General features: G+C 42.9%; 15 protein-coding genes. 8 read left to right on the top strand and 7 right to left on the bottom strand.

Annotation, left to right across the window (positions count from 1 at the left end; translation table 11 throughout):
• The 5 genes from WHS38_02825 to WHS38_02805 all read left to right on the top strand — a co-directional run bounded on the left by WHS38_02825 (position 1) and on the right by WHS38_02805 (position 3,965).
• Positions 1-669, top strand: a complete 669-nt coding sequence (locus WHS38_02825) for a phosphoribosylanthranilate isomerase (protein MEJ5299904.1) — start codon at positions 1-3, stop codon at positions 667-669.
• Positions 666-1,898 carry a tryptophan synthase subunit beta gene (gene trpB / locus WHS38_02820; protein MEJ5299903.1) on the top strand — a complete coding sequence of 411 codons (1,233 nt, stop codon included), beginning with the start codon at positions 666-668 and terminating at the stop codon, positions 1,896-1,898. The genes WHS38_02825 and trpB overlap by 4 nt, the downstream gene beginning before the upstream one ends.
• A 60-nt stretch (positions 1,899-1,958) precedes the next feature.
• The gene (gene trpA / locus WHS38_02815; protein MEJ5299902.1) at positions 1,959-2,816 is read left to right on the top strand and encodes a tryptophan synthase subunit alpha; all 858 of its coding nucleotides are present in this window, start codon (positions 1,959-1,961) and stop codon (positions 2,814-2,816) included.
• A gap of 25 nt (positions 2,817-2,841) precedes the next feature.
• Positions 2,842-3,165: a zinc ribbon domain-containing protein gene (locus tag WHS38_02810; GenBank protein MEJ5299901.1), complete on the top strand. Its 324-nt coding sequence runs from the start codon at positions 2,842-2,844 to the stop codon at positions 3,163-3,165.
• 62 nt (positions 3,166-3,227) lie between these two features.
• Complete coding sequence (locus WHS38_02805; protein ID MEJ5299900.1) at positions 3,228-3,965, top strand: hypothetical protein; 738 nt, start codon at positions 3,228-3,230, stop codon at positions 3,963-3,965.
• A 129-nt stretch (positions 3,966-4,094) separates the two neighbouring features.
• On the opposite strand, the gene WHS38_02800 is transcribed toward WHS38_02805, so the two are convergent.
• A complete protein-coding gene (locus WHS38_02800) occupies positions 4,095-5,840 on the bottom strand; it encodes an ArsB/NhaD family transporter (protein MEJ5299899.1) in 1,746 nt (581 codons plus the stop codon).
• A 372-nt stretch (positions 5,841-6,212) separates the two neighbouring features.
• On the opposite strand from WHS38_02800, the gene WHS38_02795 reads away from it, so the two are divergent.
• Complete coding sequence (locus tag WHS38_02795; protein ID MEJ5299898.1) at positions 6,213-6,704, top strand: peptidylprolyl isomerase; 492 nt, start codon at positions 6,213-6,215, stop codon at positions 6,702-6,704.
• Positions 6,705-6,766: 62 nt separating this feature from the next.
• On the opposite strand, the gene WHS38_02790 is transcribed toward WHS38_02795, so the two are convergent.
• Positions 6,767-7,915: a carbohydrate porin gene (locus WHS38_02790; protein ID MEJ5299897.1), complete on the bottom strand. Its 1,149-nt coding sequence runs from the start codon at positions 7,913-7,915 to the stop codon at positions 6,767-6,769.
• 508 nt (positions 7,916-8,423) lie between these two features.
• Between WHS38_02790 and WHS38_02785 the strand changes: the two genes are divergently transcribed.
• Both WHS38_02785 and WHS38_02780 read left to right on the top strand, forming a co-directional pair.
• Entirely contained in the window at positions 8,424-8,720 is a 297-nt protein-coding gene (locus WHS38_02785; GenBank protein ID MEJ5299896.1) for a nucleotidyltransferase family protein, read from the top strand.
• Complete coding sequence (locus WHS38_02780; protein ID MEJ5299895.1) at positions 8,717-9,058, top strand: DUF86 domain-containing protein; 342 nt, start codon at positions 8,717-8,719, stop codon at positions 9,056-9,058. Before WHS38_02785 ends, WHS38_02780 begins: the two co-directional genes overlap by 4 nt.
• Positions 9,059-9,644: 586 nt before the next feature.
• Here the strand turns inward: WHS38_02780 and WHS38_02775 are convergent.
• From WHS38_02775 to WHS38_02755, 5 genes are all read right to left on the bottom strand, one after another.
• Positions 9,645-10,484 (bottom strand): sugar phosphate isomerase/epimerase family protein, encoded by an 840-nt coding sequence (locus WHS38_02775; GenBank protein ID MEJ5299894.1) that lies wholly within the window; start codon positions 10,482-10,484, stop codon positions 9,645-9,647.
• 19 nt (positions 10,485-10,503) lie between these two features.
• The gene (locus WHS38_02770; protein MEJ5299893.1) at positions 10,504-12,555 is read right to left on the bottom strand and encodes an acetate--CoA ligase family protein; all 2,052 of its coding nucleotides are present in this window, start codon (positions 12,553-12,555) and stop codon (positions 10,504-10,506) included.
• A 77-nt stretch (positions 12,556-12,632) separates the two neighbouring features.
• A protein-coding gene (gene prfB / locus WHS38_02765) for a peptide chain release factor 2 (protein ID MEJ5299892.1) occupies positions 12,633-13,770 on the bottom strand; the annotation gives its coding sequence in 2 pieces (ribosomal slippage) (positions 12,633-13,703 and positions 13,705-13,770; 1,137 coding nt in all).
• An 87-nt stretch (positions 13,771-13,857) separates the two neighbouring features.
• Positions 13,858-15,423 (bottom strand): apolipoprotein N-acyltransferase, encoded by a 1,566-nt coding sequence (gene lnt, locus WHS38_02760; GenBank protein MEJ5299891.1) that lies wholly within the window; start codon positions 15,421-15,423, stop codon positions 13,858-13,860.
• A complete protein-coding gene (locus WHS38_02755; GenBank protein ID MEJ5299890.1) occupies positions 15,407-16,282 on the bottom strand; it encodes a hemolysin family protein in 876 nt (291 codons plus the stop codon). Before WHS38_02755 ends, lnt begins: the two co-directional genes overlap by 17 nt.
• Positions 16,283-16,436: the final 154 nt, after the last annotated feature.

Genomic DNA, 16,436 nt, shown 5'->3' with positions numbered 1-16,436 from the left:
ATGAGACCGGTGCAGGTTAAGATTTGCGGCATCACACGTCCGGAAGATGCAGAATTCTGTTCAAAAATTGGGGTGGACGCCATTGGATGCGTCTTTTATCCACGGAGTCCACGTTTTGTAGAGGTAAATCGAGCTAAGGAAATAAGTCTTGCTTTTGAAGGCGTAGTTGTTGGCGTTTTCGTAAATCCAGATCTTGAAGATGTTTTGAGAATTGTTGAAAAAACAGGAATCAGAACAGTTCAGTTACACGGAAATGAGCCGGATGAACTGATTCGAGAACTTGAGTCCAGAGAAATTACGGTCATAAAAGCATTTTTTCATGCGAGAGAACCATCTTTTACCAGAGCCAAATCATCAAGCGCTTCGGCCTTTCTTGCCGAACGTGGTGGGAAGGGATTGGGTGGTATAGGAGAGTCCTGGACATGGAAAGATGCAAGTGAACTAAGAAAATACGGTAAACCCTATCTCATCGCAGGAGGTATAAGTCCAGAAAATGCTTCAGAAGCTCTCAGGCACTCCCAGGCCGACGGGGTTGACGTAAGTTCTGGCGTAGAAAAATCTCCAGGGATAAAAGATCCAAAGCTTATAGAAACTCTCATAAGAGTTGTGGACTCAACAGAAATAAGCTGGGAAGTTAAACCAGTGTTTTCAGAAAAAGGGAGGACATGATGACAGTCTGTGCAAAAAAGGCAGAAACGGTGAAAATTCGGGAACTGGTTCCAGACAAAAGAGGTCATTTTGGTATTTATGGGGGACGTTATGTAGCGGAATCTCTCATGCCCGCACTCCTGGAACTTGAGGAAGCCTTTATGACTTACCGCCATGATCAGAGCTTTCTTGATGAAATAAACTACTACTTAAAAACCTATGTTGGGCGTCCTACGCCTTTATACTATGCAAAAAGGCTTTCTGAATATGCTGGTGGAGCCAGAATATTTCTCAAACGAGAAGATCTTGCTCACACCGGAGCCCACAAAATCAACAACACTATTGGACAGGCTCTTCTTGCAAAGCGCATGGGCAAGCGGAAAATTATTGCAGAAACCGGAGCAGGTCAGCACGGTGTGGCCACCGCCACTGCCGCGGCTCTTCTTGGAATGGAGTGCACGGTTTTCATGGGAACGGAAGACGTAAAGCGCCAGGCGCCGAATGTAAAAAGAATGGAACTCCTGGGAGCAAGAGTGGTGCCTGTAGCAAGCGGCACGGGAACTCTCAAGGACGCCATGAATGAGGCGATGCGTTACTGGGTTCAGACGGTTCGAGACACTTTTTACGTCATCGGCTCCGTCGCAGGTCCTCACCCATATCCACTCATGGTGAGGGAATTTCAAAAAGTCATCGGGGAAGAAGCAAAATCCCAGGTGCAGGAAGCTATAGGACGCCTGCCGGATTGTCTCATAGCCTGCGTAGGTGGGGGAAGCAACGCTATGGGGCTTTTTTACGCCTTTCTGGATGATCCTGTGGAAATGATCGGGGTCGAAGCGGCAGGAAAAGGACTTCAGACGGGAAAACACTCGGCAACCCTCGGAGCCGGTGAGGTCGGTGTGCTTCACGGATCTAAGTCCTACGTCCTTCAGGACGAACATGGGCAGATCAGAGAAGCTCACTCAATAGCGGCAGGACTTGATTATCCCGGCGTGGGACCAGAACACGCCTATCTTAAAGAGATCGGTCGAGTTCACTATGTGTCCGTTAGGGATGATGAAGCTCTTGATGCTTTCGACGCGCTTTCTCGCTACGAAGGAATCATCCCGGCGCTTGAAAGTGCTCACGCCCTTGCCTGGGCTATGGTGGAAGCCAGGCAAAGAAAACCAGATGATGTGCTCATAGTAAATCTTTCCGGAAGAGGAGACAAAGATCTTGAAATGGTGTGGCGATATCGAAACCAGCCGTCTTAATGTTTTTTGAAGTCTTTTCGTGATCAACTTACACTTGAAAAGAAAGGTTAGGTGGCAACCATGAATCGCATAGGAAAAGTGTTTGGTAAGTTAAGAGAAAAAGGAGAAAAAGCTCTCGTAGGATACATAACCGCTGGAGACCCTTCAATCGAAAAATCCTTTGAAATAGCAAAAACTCTCTGCACAGCCGGGGTGGATATCCTCGAATTGGGAATGCCCTTTTCCGATCCCACAGCCGACGGACCTGTAATACAGCGTGCATCCATGAGAGCTCTCAAAGCAGGAATGACTCTTCAAAAAGCTTTCGAATTTGTAAAAAGGCTCAGAAAGGACAACATAGAAACACCAGTAATTCTCTTTAGCTACTATAATCCTCTTTTTCGCTATGGTGGAGATCGTTTCTACAAGAACGCACTGGAATCAGAAGTTGACGGAGTTTTAGTAGTGGATCTTCCACCTGAAGAATCAAAAGAATTTACAGAAAAGTGGAATGGCTGGACACCAGAACTGTTCAGTTTCATAAGGCTTATCGCTCCCACGACAACGCCCGAGCGAATGGGAGAAATACTCAAGGATTCATCTGGCTTTGTTTATTTGATTTCCAAAACTGGTGTTACAGGCAGTGAAGAAATTCTCCCTTCCTCAAAAGGCAGCAACCCCAGAGACAATCTTGATTACAACGAAATATCTCGCATGGTTCAATTGATCAAGACCATGACAACTGTGCCTGTTTGTGTTGGGTTTGGTGTATCAACTCCTGCTCAAGCGGCTCGCATTGCGCAGATTGCCGATGGAGTAGTTATTGGAAGTGCTTTTGAAAAAACCATTGAAGAACATCAAGACAACATCGATTTACTTAGAATTCTTGACAACATGGTGATGGAATTTAAAAAAGCAATGGTGCAACAAAAGCCCTGAAACAGAGGGAGGAAACTGAAAAAATATGTTTTTCTTTTTCATCGGGGGAGTCCAGCCAAAGACGGTTACAATTGACGATACTCCAAGGTTATGTCCCAATTGCGGCCTTACTCAGGCTCGTCTTAAGCGGATAGACCACTATATAAGTCTTTTTTTTATCCCTATTGTTCGCATAAAAAAGGGTGAACCCCTGATCATATGTGACCGCTGCGGTTTCACTGTTCCCGAAGAGCAGGCTTATCGGGGGGATGGCTGGCGTCGAGCAACGGAGCCTCTAAGATGCCCATCCTGCAACACATTGCTTGACCCTTCATTTAAGTATTGCCCTCAGTGTGGAACAAAGATATAAAGCGAAAGGTTAGTTTGGGTCGTTGGCTTCATGTAAAACCTTACCAAAGACAGGGAATGACTATGGGAAATCAGCGGGGACAAGTAATTCCTTTCCCTACCCCAGAAAAACCAAGCATAAAGGATCTTTTCGAAGAATTTCTTGAAGAAGAACGCAGAAGATTAAGGCCTGCCACCTTTCGAAACTACTACGTAGTTATCCAGCTCCTGGAACACTGCCTTGACAGCTACGGATATGGTTTTCTATCGGAAGCCGAATCGCAACTTTACGAACGGCTTTACGAGCGGAAAAAGCTTGAATTTTGTTCTATCTTCGGGCCTGAAAAGGTTGTATTGGTTCTCTCAACCTTTTTAGGGGATTTTATGATAAGACGAGTAGCGGCATCAGAGTCGCTTCTTCGCTATTCGGGAACTGTGACCAAACGGCTTATTAAGTGGCTAAGTGACAAGGGAGCTATCAGCAAAGTTAAGGCTAAAAAAGCTATGAACTATGCGGCGGAAGCTAGTCGAGTGCTACCCGCTGCTGAGCGGTTAGCGCGTCTATTATACGAATATGCTCACTCTCATCCTCCAAGATCCTGGAACATGGAAATAGACGATTATTTTACGATAGAGGAAATCATGCCGGGAAAGCTTATTTTATCAACTCTATCTTCTGAAATTGAAATGGTTGAGTTGAGACTTCCGGAGGAAATTCTGAGTCACTGTCGAATAGGCTGGCAAATTAATCTTCTTTTGGGCAAAACATCAAGGGGTTGGCAGATTGTAGATTCTGGAAGTGTTTATCCTGATATTTTCTAGAAAAATGAATGTGAGGGGGCTATTAATCCCCCTTACATTCATTTAGTGAAAAACATTAACTTTATCTTGAGCCAGATCTAAGAGTTTAGCTTATTCTCCACCAGCATGACAAAAGCACAAGATTTTGAGTTAGTAAAACAATAACAGCCATAAATTAGCAATCACAACACTTATTATCATAAACGGAAAAGCTATCTTCATAAATCCCATGAAGGTCATTCTATAACCTTTAGCTTCAGCTATACCCATTGTAACCACATTGGCACTGGCTCCAATGATAGTTCCATTGCCTCCGAAACAGGCTCCAAGAGCCAGCGCCCACCACAGGACGTTGTTTTCAGCTCCTGGTATGGACTTGGTTAAATAAGCAACTATGGGAAGCATTGTAGCTGTAAACGGGATATTGTCCACAAAAGCACTTGCTATAGCGGCAACCCACAATATAAGGCTAATAGCAAATAAAAGATTCCCTTTAGAAAGGTTAAGAACCCAATCAGCAATTATTGACAAAAGTCCGACTTCTTCAACAGCCCCCACAAGAATAAAGAGAAAAATGAAGAAAATCAGAGTGGGCCATTCAATGTCTTTTTCTAGAAGTTCATAAAGGTGGATTTTCTTGGTAAGAAGTCCATACACAGCAAGGGCCGCTGCTCCAAAAAGAGCCGGTATGCTAACCTCCATGTGCCAGTAACCATGGGAGGCAAAGAAAGCAATTACTATGGCCATAACAATAAGCCCATAACCAAGCAAAATCCTATCGGTAATCTGATATTCTTCTTTTAACTTTGCGATGAAAGCATCTACGTCGTCAACCTTACCCCTACGATATTCATTACCATAAAAAAATCGTATGTAGAAACCGAGAACAATAGTAGAAATCACGACCGGTAATGTAAGGTTATACACAAATTGCATGAAGGTAAGGCCTGTGTAAGAACCAATAATAATGTTTGGAGGATCACCTATGAGAGTAGCTGTTCCTCCTACATTCGAAGCAAGAACGCCTGGAAGTAGTAAGGCTAAAGGCGAAATACGAAGTGCTAAGGCTATTTCCATAAGAACTGGAGTATAAAGTAGCATGGTGGTAACATTATCAAGAAAAGCCGATGTTACGGCAATAAAAACGCAGGAAATCATGGATAAAGCCATAACATTACCGCGAGCAATTTTATAGGACATGTAAGCACACCACTGGAAAACGCCGGTATGTTTGAGAACTCCTATAATAATCATCATACCCATAAGAAGGAAAATCACATTCATATCAATAGATGCTATAGCAGTTTCATAAGACATGATACGATATTCAGGATTAATGCTCCCCAGAGTATAACTTACAAGCATGATGAGAGAACCCCCAGCAAGAGCTGCAATTGTTCTATGAAGCAGTTCGAAAGAAATAACCATATAAGTTAGCACAAAAATAATTGTTGCTATGTAAAACGCTGGATTAAGTTTGCGGTTTATGGTTATATCCTTTGAAAAATAGCACACACCATCTTTAAGACAGAGCTCTTCATGAGAAACTGGTATTAGAGTTTTTTCAAATGAACTTTTGTAAATTTCTATCTCAATCCTGGAACTACTAATTTCTTGCTTAGGCATTTTGAAAGCCAGTTTATACACACCATGAGAAGATGTTTCTGTTTCTTCAACCTCATTTTGATCAACGATAATTGGATGAAGTTTACCGTTTACGAAGAGTCTTATTCTGGCATATCTAACCTGGTTTTTGTGAGGATCCAACACGGTGCCAGTCAAATAAAATATTGTAGAGTTTTTATCTTCTGTGAGACGATCATTCTGGACAGCAGCCAGAACAGTTAGAGGAAACATAGCCAAGGTGGCAACAAGATACATCCACAACTTCCCCATCAACTAGTCCTCCATAAAAATTAGAAATTTAATGAACCACTAATGCATTACCCCTTTGCCGAGCGGAAAATATTATCATAATAGTTCCACAGTGTCATGCGAAAAAGAAAATTAACTTCGAAAACCTTTCACATTTCACTTGAACGCACCACTTCAATAGGTTATGAAGAAATGTGTTTCGACAACTTCCTGCTTGATTGGCGCAGGAGTCCAGGGCGCCAAAAGAGGGGAAAGGCGTAAAAGCTTAATAGAAAGGATAGAGTAATTTTTCAGGAAGGAGAAACAAAAAGATACCAGACAGGAATATAGGTCTGGTTTTTTGTTTTTAAAAGCACCACAAAAAGAATCATTTATTGAAGGAAGGAGTTCAGGATGAGGACAGTTCAGAAAGGCGATTTTGTAAAGGTTCATTACACCGGAAAACTTGAGAATGGCGAAATCTTCGACTCAAGTGAGGGTCGAAGTCCTTTTGAGTTTCAGGTAGGTTCCGGTCAGGTCATCCCAGGTTTTGAAAATGCGATCCTGGGAATGGAGCAAAACCAAAAGAAAACGTTTACAATCGAGCCAGACGATGCCTATGGACACAGAGATGAAAGGCTGGTTCAGACATTCCAGAGAGCAGAACTGCCGATGGATTTTCAGCCATCAGTTGGAGAAATACTTGCTCTCCAGACCGAAGACGGTACAAGACTTCACGCCATTGTAGCTGATATTACGCCTACAACCATTACTATTGATTTGAATCATCCTCTTGCCGGTCAAAAGCTTACCTTTGACGTTGAGGTGGTAGAAATTTCCGACAGCCCCGGCCCATCTCTCTTCTGTAACCCTAGCGGTGGCTGCGGTTGTGGATGTGGATGTTAGTTGACCTGAACAGGTAGCTCTCCACCATTTACGGGAGGGAGCTACCTTCCTCTGATATCTTTCTAGAAGTTCAAATTAAATCTAACACCCCAGATGTAACCTTCGTTGTGTCCAGCGTCCCTTACATCGTCATTAATGTATTGAAAATCAACGGTAAAATCGGAGTTGATCATTTTGTATTCGAACACCTTGAACTTAACATAGCTCTCTAACACGTGAGTATGAGCAACCTCCGACTTTGAAGGACCGTTCAAATATCCATAACCTATACCAATCTCGTCACCTTCCCGTCCCCATAAGGATCCACTTATGTTAAAACCAAAAGAAACAAAGGTTTCATAATCCACAGCGGCTTTATCATCCTGCCAACCTGCTCTCAAGAATGCTCCCAAAATGTCCTTCACAAGCTGTTGATCAAAGCTTATCCCAATTCCTTTGAGAGAAGCCTTGCCGATCTCATCCCACTTGGGAAACTCATCGTTGGTTATGAAACCGTAAACTCTGTAATTTCCTTCACCAATCGGGGTATCAAGTTTATAACCAACCTGTAGTCCAAAGTAGGCGTAATCATTTTCCGCATCATTTTTGGATGTCATTCCAATAAACCTCACATGCCAGGCATCCATTTCAAATTCCACTGACCCACCGAGGTCATAGCTGGGAAGATTTGCCAATGGGTTGTTAACAAAGGCTTCATTCATGAACTGGCCAATTTCATCATTAGCGTAGGCGTTGTCATCAATAAAAGCAGTGGCATCAATAATACCCCCTGTAATCTTAAAAGAAGTGCCCTCCTGGATTTTTACTGTGTGAGCATACCACAACTCCTGAAGGTGATCTTGCCATTTATGACCGTTGATATTTTTAAGATCGTCCTCAAGATCATCAGCGTTCGGGGAAAGAATAAAGGGACTTTTATTTTTTACGCCATTACCTTTTGCAAAGCTTGCTCGTCCAGAAAATTCACCACCTTCCCAGGGAGCCTTGACTGATACGCTAAAATCAAATACACCCCATCCGTCATTCTCATCATCTCCTGCCCCTGCCGATTTCTCAAGCCACTGATAACCTCCCGTCGCTGTTCCAGAAATAGAAAGCCGCTCATTAACCTCATAAGACCATGCGGTCGGCGAAAAAAGCATAGATACCAGAGCAAAACATGCTAATAAAACAAAAAACCTGACCACTCTTCTAACCCCAGATCCATTCATAACTCTTTCCTCCTTTCTATTCATGAAAATAAAAAAGCCACTTAGACCCCATCTAGCATGCAGAGCCTTCGTGGCTTAGATTGACCAAGCTTCATTCTTGATCAAGAATCAATTTACTTAAAAGCCCATTTTTCTGTCAAGCTATGAAAGAGGGTGCTCTAGAAAGTGGGTGATATGTCCGTAGTGCCGGCCATTTTACGATATTGGTTGACGTGCGTATAGGGGATATTGTAGGGGCGACCGGCCGGTTGCCCCCACAATTTATTACGGAGTTTTTAGAACACCCTCACCACTGTCGTCTGGATCCGACAAATTGCTTATAATAAATTCGACAAGAGCTATGAAGTTGGATATAAACCAGCAGGGTAAGAACTGCCCGAATTAACGCCTGTGGAGACCGGGCCTTTACCGTTAAGGAAACTCAGCGGCAAGTCTGGTCGTTGAAGCAGGAAGCATCCACATCTACAGGTGGATGGTGGTTCACAAAACTGATGGGAGAATAAAAAAAATGAACAAAAAGGTTGAAGAAATAATAAAAACCCTTGAAAAATTAAAACTTAAAATAAAAGAAAACTACAAAGCCGAGGTAATTGGAATATTTGGTTCTTATGTACGAGGTGAACAGAAAGAAGGTAGTGATTTAGATATTCTTGTGAACTTTCTTGAAGGAGCAACATTACTTCATTTAGCAGGACTTGGAAATTTTCTTGAAGAAAATCTCTCTGTAAAAGTTGATATTGTTCCAGTAGATACCATTAGAGAGGAAATTAAAGATTATATCCTAAAAGAGGCAATTTATTTATGAGAGATCCAAAGCTTTATTTGAGAGATATCTTAGAAGCTATAAAAGCAATAGAGAAATTTGTAAAAGATGTAGATTTAGAGAGTTTCAAAAATGATGATATGAGGTCAAGCGCAGTAATAAGGAAATTTGAAATTATCGGGGAGGCGGCAAGAAATATTCCTGATACCGTCAAACAGAAATATCCTTATATCCCATGGAAAGATATTATAGGAATGAGGAACCGGCTAATTCATTTTTATTTTGGGATAAAGTATGAACTTGTCTGGGAGACAATAAAAGTAGATATTCCACACCTTAAAAAGCAAATTCAGGAAATTCTGGAAAACCTTGAAGGATAATAACTATGGGAGGAACAGGGGACTGTCCATAATTTTGTGTAAATTCGATCACAGCCTATCCTCAAATAGAATAGATAGTTGAGCATAAACTGATGGCCAATCTTTAGCGGGACAGCGCCATTTCCTTTCTAGCTCCATGGCTGTCAGGTATAGACACTTAAGGAGAGATTCATCCGTCGGGAAAATTCTCCTTCCAGCCGTAGACTTCCTGAATTTGCTGTTTACGCTCTCTATTAGTATAATACATTACCCGCTTTATCTCTACAGGATATCGGAAAAAGGTAAGAGAGGCCTAATTCATTAAAGTCATGAATTGGTCAGAGTGAAAATCGTATTGAAATATTATCACTTCGCTATGTTCATCAGAAAAGATAGAAAAATAGACCGAACCACAGGGATCAAATGCATCTATTACCAGCTGGTTGAGTCCTACCGAACTCCTAATGGAACCAGACAAAGGAGCTTGTTCAATTTGGAGCAACTCGATCTAAACTCACAGCAGTTAAATATGATCGCTTCCGGAAATATTCTGCAAGGGCACACGGTTTTGTGTGCCCTCACGAACACACATACTTAATAAAAACCCTTAACTGACAAGCTCCTTCAAATATAACCCAGCCTTTTGAACCGTTTCTTCCGGAAATTTTCCCGTAGCGTCAAAGCATATTGTGAGCAATCCATCGTAGCCGTTATTTTTAAGACATTCAGCAAATTTGGAAACTTCCAGATCGCCTTCTCCAAAGGGAAGATGGCGGCAGGAAGCACCACAGGTGCCATCACTAATGTGAATATTCTTAACATATGGGGCAAGCAACTTAAATGCGTCGCAGGGATCCTGACCACTGCAATAAGCGTGAGTCACATCCAGGTCAACTCCAAGAAATGGATGAAATTCCATCTCTTTAAGGAATGCTAATAGCTGTTCAGCGGTTTCTATGAGAATACCTGGGGAGGGTTTGATAACAATAGCAATACCTAATCGCTCCACCACCGGAAGAACTCTAAACATGTTTGCCACAAAAAGTCGCCAAGCTTCCTTGGAATCCATGGTCTCGGGCACAGGACTCCCTGCCGAGACCACAATTTGAGGAACACCCATAGCGGCTGCTATTCTTGCACAGTCCAGAGTGTATCGGATCCTTTTCTCTCGTTCTTTCCAGTCTTCCGAAAGCCAGGAGCAAACCACCTGAGAATCATCTTCACAGAGAATATGAGTAAGTGATGTGTCTATGCTAGTTACAACGAGGTTGTTTTTTTTAAGATACTCCGCCAACTCCACTGCCATAGCGGCATTAAACTTTTCCGGGCAGAGATGAGGTTTTTCAGCCACTATTTCTACGTAGGAAAACCCAGCTTTTGCAATTACATCAAGAGCTCCGTATAGTGGCAGAAATGAATAAGTTCTAGAACTAAAAGCTATTTTCATTCTAATAGGATACCTCCCTTTAAGAAAGAATCATCCGCCAATCAAGAGCCACTGCACCGCTGGCAGTTATCCAGAGAGGATTCAAATCTACCTCCTGAATGCGTGGCATATCATAAAGCAACCAGGAAAGTCGGACAAGGATATCTTCGAGAGCAGACCGATCTCTAGCTTCTCTGCCTCTGAAGGATTGTAGAAGCTTTGCTCCCCTGGTTTCGTCGATCATGCGCTTCGCCTCTTCGTGAGTGATTGGACCAACGCGAAGAGCTCGATCTGCAAAAATTTCCACCATTACACCACCAAGTCCGGTAAGAATCACGGGACCGAACTGATCAACCTGCCTTCCGCCCCCGATCCATTCCAGCCCATCACCTTGAGCCATAGCCTGAATGAGCACTTCACTGCCGAAAACGGACATTTTCCTGTAGGCTTCTCTGAGTTCACCAGCATTTTTGATATTGAGGATCACGGCACCAGCATCAGTTTTATGAATAACCCTGGTGGAAGCCGTCTTTATCACAACAGGAAACCCAATAGCTTCCGATGCCGAAACGGCTTCATCTTCGCTGGAAGCCACACTCCATGGAATTAATGGTATGCCGTAACATGTAAGAATACCAGCGGTCTCTCCAGGACCAAGAAGCCCGGACGGAGAGCTATCCAAAATCTTCTTCACAGATATTTTATCAATTCCTGCTGGTGGCTTGGTAGAAAATGGAACAGGGTTATAAGTTTCCCACTTCACCGTTGCGGCAAGAGCTCGAAGGGCGTGCCTTGGGTCAGTAAAAATTGGAAATCGAGTAGCGGCTTTATTGCCAAGGTGTTCATTTGGAGAAGTAAAAAGACAGAAAACTAAGGGCTTATCGTAACGGCGGCTCATTGAATCTAACTCTTTCACCAGTTCTCTGGATCCACCCGCATCAAGGGCTCCTTGATAATGATGAATAAAAAGAAGAGCATCAAACTCGGGACTTTTCATGACTTCTTCTGCAAGCATGCGATAAAGATTCAAATTAAATACATCGCCAAGATCCATAGGATTTTGAAAACGTATAACTCCAGCTCGAGAATGTTTTTCCGCCATTTCGATAATGTTTTCCGGGAAAGGAACAAGCTTAAAGCCGTATTCTTCTGCCGCATCGGCGGCAATAACAGCATGACCGCCGGAGCGAGAAATAATGGCAAGTCTCGGACCCTTGGGAATGGGAAGGGAAAAACCTTTTAAGACCGTAAGAGCTTCAGTCTGGTCGTCAACTCGAATTATGCCAGCCTGATGACAGGCAGCATTAACAACCATATCGTCGCTTGACAGAGATGCCGAATGTGAGCGAGCGATAGATTTTCCAGCTTCTGTTCGATTGGATTTGTATAAAATAATAGGTTTTCGAGCTTGCATAGCCTGTTCCATAAGTCGGCGTCCATCGGCTATACCTTCAAGGTAAAGAAAAATAGTTCGAGTATGATCAGCATCCATGCAGTAATCAACAAGGTCACATTCAGAAACATTGAGTTTATTTCCGATGGAGGCAAAAATACTGTAACCAACTCTTTCTTCTCCAAACATGTTAAGAAGGCTACCCCCCACTCCACCGCTCTGAGCAATTACGGCTATGTCACCAGGCGGAGCGAGAGGCTCAATCGGCATAAAGGGCACGGCAAGACCGGTGTGGCGGTTAATAATTCCAACACAATTGGGACCTATAAGTCTCATGTTATAGGACGAAAGAACGTTACGAACTTCTTGTTCTAAGGATGCCCTATCTTCACCAAGCTCCGTAAAACCAGCAGATTCTACAACAACTCGTCGTATTCCCTTCTCTCCACACTGTCGTAATACATCGGGAACGGCTCTTGCTGGCACAAGTATTGCCGCAAGATCAACTGGCTCTGGAAGATCCATAACGGATGGATATATCTTAAAGCCCAGAAAGCTTCCTCCTTTTGGTCCAACGGCATACACCACACCTGAATATTGATAACGAACCAGATTGTATATGATTGCTCGGCCCATGTTGTCTGGAGATGTAGAAACTCCGACGACCGCTACACTCTTTGCCTCAAACAAAGTTCTCATGCGAGATCTCCTCTTTTTGTCCACACGCTCGTTTAATAAAATTCCAACAAATATTCCCCTGCGAGAGGTTGGAAATTCTACGCAATCGCCGCTTTTACCGATTCTCTTTCCTGTAATTGTTTTAGAAGAAAGGCTTCTATAAAGGCGTCGATTTCTCCGTCAAGCACACTATCCACATCGCCTTTTTCAACATTTGTGCGGTGATCTTTCACAAGGCGATATGGCTGAAGAATATAGGACCTTATTTGATTCCCCCAGGAAATATCATCTAAATTATCGTGAATTTCCTGAAATTTCTCCTGCCTTTTCCTGATCTCCCGTTCGTAAAGCCTCGAACGAAGAATCTTCATAGCAATTTCACGGTTTCTATGCTGAGACTTCTCATTCTGGCAACTTACAACAATTCCTGTTGGAATATGAGTAATTCTTACAGCCGAGCTAGTTTTGTTTACATGTTGCCCGCCAGCTCCACTGGCTCTAAAAGTTTCAATCCGTAGATCCGATGGTCTAATGTCAATGACTATTTCATCGTTTACTTCAGGATATACAAAAACTGCCGCAAAAGACGTATGACGCCTTCCACTGGCGTCAAAAGGTGAAATCCTTACAAGCCTATGAATACCCGACTCAGACTTTAGAAACCCGTAAGCATACTTTCCAGCCACAGTAAAAGTTACGCTTTTTATTCCTGCCTCTTCTCCAGGGAGCATATCCACCATTTCAATTTTGAACCCCTTACGTTCACTCCACCGAAGATACATTCTTAAAAGCATTTCTACCCAATCTTGAGCTTCCGTGCCCCCGGCACCAGCATGGATACTGACAATAGCATTAAGGACGTCCTGCTCATCTTTCATGAGTTGCTCCAATTCCAGCAAGCGAATCTCCTTCCTGAGACGCCCAACTTTTTGAATCACCTCCTGCAACGTTTCCTGATCATTCTCTTCTTCGGCAAGTTCTAGAAGGACAGTAGCGTCTTCCAATTCGCGCTTAAGATCTGCCCATTTCCTCACTACTTCTGAGAGTTCCGATTTTTTCTTTAGAATTTCCTTCGCTCTTGCTGGATCCTGCCAGAAAATATCCTGGCTCATTAAAGCATCCAGTTCAGAAAGCTGGTTTTGTTTTCCTTCAATGTCAAAGATAGGCTCCTAGAAGCGACAATTTTTCGTTTATCTCCCTGAGAGAACCCTGAATTTCTATAGTATCTACAGCCATAAACTTACCTCCATTATTTTCAAAATGCTCAGCCCAATCGCCCAGGGAATAACATTTTCCATGCCCTGGGATCTCAGGCAATAAAAACTATAAATTCTTCCCTTTTCGCCATTTCATCCATGAATATAGCGAAGCTAAAAGGATAATCAAGGCACAAAAAACGACAAACAAATCCCCGTGGCGAACATAAAAGGTTTGAGCTAAGCAGGGTTTCACAAAGCCAATAAGCGTTCCAGCTTCAAATAAATTAAGAGTCGAAACTATGTTACCCAGGGGATCGATAAAGGCGCTAATACCCGTGTTGGTAGATCTAATAATCGGCCTTCTTGTTTCAACTGCTCTCCACCTTGCAATCTCAAGATGCTGGTATGGAGCACTACTTCTACCAAACCAGGCATCGTTTGATATATTAACAATCAAGCTTGCCCCGTTCAAAACTCTACTTCTTGCAAGTTCCGGGAAGATAGCTTCATAACATATAAGCATTCCGAGTGCTTCATTTTTCCAGGAAATAACTCCAGGAGATTGTCCCGGAACGAAATCCCCCGCAGTAGGAACTAGTTTATGAACGAAGAATAGAAAAGGCTGGAGTGGAACGTATTCCCCAAAAGGCACCAGATGTTCTTTTGCATAATCTCCAACAATGAAACCTCCTGGTTCCACCAGATATGCTTTGTTAAGAAACCTGGCATCTTTGCCAAAACCGGTAATTCCAATACTTCCAAAAAGCACCGGAACACCCACATCTTGAATAATCGTATCAACTCGCAGTGTAAGATTCGGCACAAATCCGTAAAAGAAAGGCATAGCCGATTCCGGCCAAACGATTAAATCAAGCGATTTATTGGACTGGGAAGCTTTAAGTGATAACTGACGGTAGATGTCAATAGTGGAGTCCCGAAAAGCTTCGTCCCATTTCTGAGCCTGATCGATGTTACCTTGGACGATTGCCACGTTAAATCCGTCTCTCTTACTGCAGTAAAAATCGGACGAGAGAGTTTTATTTCCATACCAAAAGGTGGACAGTAAAGCCACAGCGAGACATAGCCAACCTATAAAATCTTTACGTCTCATGAAAGCTCGGGCAAGCAGCACATTTGCAAGCACCACAAGCCAGCTAACACCGTAAGCTCCCGTGACATCAGCAATCTGGCGAAGCCATATAATATCGCCCTGGGAGTAAGCAAGAAGGTTCCAGGGAAAACCCGTAAGAAGTTTACCTCTCAGCCATTCAAGCACAACCCATAAGGACGGTAAAAAAAGCCACAGGGGAAAAGCTCTATTATCAGGGAAAAATTTAAGACCTATGGAAAAGGCGACACCGTATAACGCAAGGTATCCACAAAGTAAGATCAGCACGGGGATAGAAATCCATATCGGAAGGCCGCCGTATTTTTCCAGCACAATGTTGATCCAGTAAAGCCCTACAAGGAAGTGGAAGAAACCAAAGGCAAAGCCAAGACACAACGTTTGTTTAAGGGTTAACATATCCTTACGAGCAATAATCGAATACAAAAAAGGGACCATGCCAATCCAGGCAAGAAACCATAATGAAACACTTGGAAAGCTAAGAGCAACTAATACCCCACTTAAAGCAGAAGCAAAAAACAATCCCCACAAAGATGACAGAAAAGATCTATTCTCTGGAGCCATTCAAAGCCACTGTATCTGAATTTTCCTGAGATTGAAGAGGTCTAACAATTATTTTTTCAATCTTCCGGTCTGTAGAATGAAGAACTTCCATTTCGATTCCGCCCACTGCAATTCTTTCCCCTTTAGCAGGAACTCTACCAAGCAGGCTTATAATCAACCCTCCAACGGATTCAAACTTTCCTTCGGGCAAATCTACTCCCAGGTAGTCTTCAAGATCCTCCACATCAAGGCGAGCGTGAACGGTTAAGGATCCATCCTGATTGGGAACAATCCATACTTCCTCATTATCGTATTCATCCATTATGTCGCCAATAATTTCTTCTATAATGTCCTCAAGAGTAAGAATACCCGCCGTGCCGCCGTATTCATCCAGCACTACAGCCATGTGAGACTTTCTCGATCTAAGTTCCTTAAATACGACGCTTATTTTAGTAGTTTCGGGAACATAATATGGCGGACGAACAAATTGAGAAGCCGCAATTCCCGTCTGCCCCCAGTATTTTAGAAGGTCCTTAGCGTGGACTATGCCAATGATGTTATCCAGAGTGTCCTCATAGATAGGAATTCTCGAATGACCACTTTCTACAATCGTTTTAATAACTTCCTCAATAGGTTCATCAGCTTTAATAGCAATAACATCGGTTCTAGGGATCATTACTTCTCTAGCAATCGTATCCCTGAAGGAGAAAATACCCTGAATCATTTCTCCTTCATCCTGAGTAATGATCCCCTCTTCTTCCCCCTCATCTATGAGTTGCTCGATTTCCTTTTCAAAATCTTCTGCTTTTCTGGCGTGTGATACTTTACGGAAGAATTTTTTAAGCCATCTCAACAACTTTGCCGGTTGTTCCTCGTTCAATTTTTCAATGCTCCCCTTCTTTCTAATGCTAAATTACCTGATCAATCAGGCGTTTTAAAGTCTCGTTTGAATTTATAACACGGCACAAGCATAGATTCAACGCATTCTGATCCCCTCTTGCTAAAATCCCGTCTATATGATAGCAACAAAGCCT

The sequence above is a fragment of the Thermodesulforhabdaceae bacterium genome, assembly GCA_037482015.1.
Taxonomy (GTDB): Bacteria; Desulfobacterota; Syntrophobacteria; order Syntrophobacterales; family Thermodesulforhabdaceae; genus JAOACS01.
This window is presented reverse-complemented; position numbering and strand designations above follow the sequence as displayed.

Coding starts and splice junctions, on each gene's coding strand:
- WHS38_02825 (MEJ5299904.1), top strand. CDS start 1: ATGAGACCGGTGCAGGTTAAGATTTGCGGCATCACACGTCCGGAAGAT.
- trpB (MEJ5299903.1), top strand. CDS start 666: ATGATGACAGTCTGTGCAAAAAAGGCAGAAACGGTGAAAATTCGGGAA.
- trpA (MEJ5299902.1), top strand. CDS start 1,959: ATGAATCGCATAGGAAAAGTGTTTGGTAAGTTAAGAGAAAAAGGAGAA.
- WHS38_02810 (MEJ5299901.1), top strand. CDS start 2,842: ATGTTTTTCTTTTTCATCGGGGGAGTCCAGCCAAAGACGGTTACAATT.
- WHS38_02805 (MEJ5299900.1), top strand. CDS start 3,228: ATGGGAAATCAGCGGGGACAAGTAATTCCTTTCCCTACCCCAGAAAAA.
- WHS38_02800 (MEJ5299899.1), bottom strand. CDS start 5,840: ATGGGGAAGTTGTGGATGTATCTTGTTGCCACCTTGGCTATGTTTCCT.
- WHS38_02795 (MEJ5299898.1), top strand. CDS start 6,213: ATGAGGACAGTTCAGAAAGGCGATTTTGTAAAGGTTCATTACACCGGA.
- WHS38_02790 (MEJ5299897.1), bottom strand. CDS start 7,915: ATGAATGGATCTGGGGTTAGAAGAGTGGTCAGGTTTTTTGTTTTATTA.
- WHS38_02785 (MEJ5299896.1), top strand. CDS start 8,424: ATGAACAAAAAGGTTGAAGAAATAATAAAAACCCTTGAAAAATTAAAA.
- WHS38_02780 (MEJ5299895.1), top strand. CDS start 8,717: ATGAGAGATCCAAAGCTTTATTTGAGAGATATCTTAGAAGCTATAAAA.
- WHS38_02775 (MEJ5299894.1), bottom strand. CDS start 10,484: ATGAAAATAGCTTTTAGTTCTAGAACTTATTCATTTCTGCCACTATAC.
- WHS38_02770 (MEJ5299893.1), bottom strand. CDS start 12,555: ATGAGAACTTTGTTTGAGGCAAAGAGTGTAGCGGTCGTCGGAGTTTCT.
- lnt (MEJ5299891.1), bottom strand. CDS start 15,423: ATGGCTCCAGAGAATAGATCTTTTCTGTCATCTTTGTGGGGATTGTTT.